The organism is Erwinia sp. S43 (assembly GCF_016624745.1).
GTDB lineage: Bacteria > Pseudomonadota > Gammaproteobacteria > Enterobacterales > Enterobacteriaceae > Erwinia > Erwinia coffeiphila.
In genome coordinates, this window is record NZ_JACVTX010000068.1 from 1 (window position 1) to 538 (window position 538).

Genomic DNA, 538 nt, shown 5'->3' on the forward strand with positions numbered 1-538 from the left:
CGGCATCTGCTTCGGCTTCTGCTTCGGCATCGGCTTCGGCTTCGGCATCGGCATCCGCATCGGCATCCGCATCGGCATCCGCATCGGCATCCGCATCGGCGTCCGCATCGGCATCCGCATCCGCGTCGGCATCCGCATCCGCATCGGCATCCGCATCGGCATCCGCGTCGGCGTCAGCATCCGAGTCATCAACGATCGGAGCATCTACGCTGGTTGGATCGGAGATATTGCCTGCTGCATCTTTGAGGGTAACTTTAAGAGTTTCGCCATCCACTTGAGCTGGATGAAGTTCAACTTCAAAATAGCCATTGTCTCCGACGGTAGCTGTCCCAATTGCGTTGCCGTCTGGATCATAAACGGTGACAGTAGTGCCCGGTTCGCCATAGCCCCAGAGGTAAGCACCATCATCTCCAACTTCTACGTCAGTTGGTGCGGTTGGCGCGGTGGTGTCATCCGCGTTCACCTGAGCGGCGGTGGACTCGTTGCCGGCCGCATCTTTCAGGGTGACGTCGAGGGTTTCACCGTTGGTCTGAGGTGG

At 58.9% G+C, this 538-nt stretch carries 1 protein-coding gene; it reads right to left on the minus strand.

Features of this window, described 5'->3' with window-relative positions:
- The coding region (locus IBT47_RS26825; protein ID WP_200564294.1) for an Ig-like domain-containing protein at positions 1-538 on the minus strand (538 nt) is incomplete at both ends.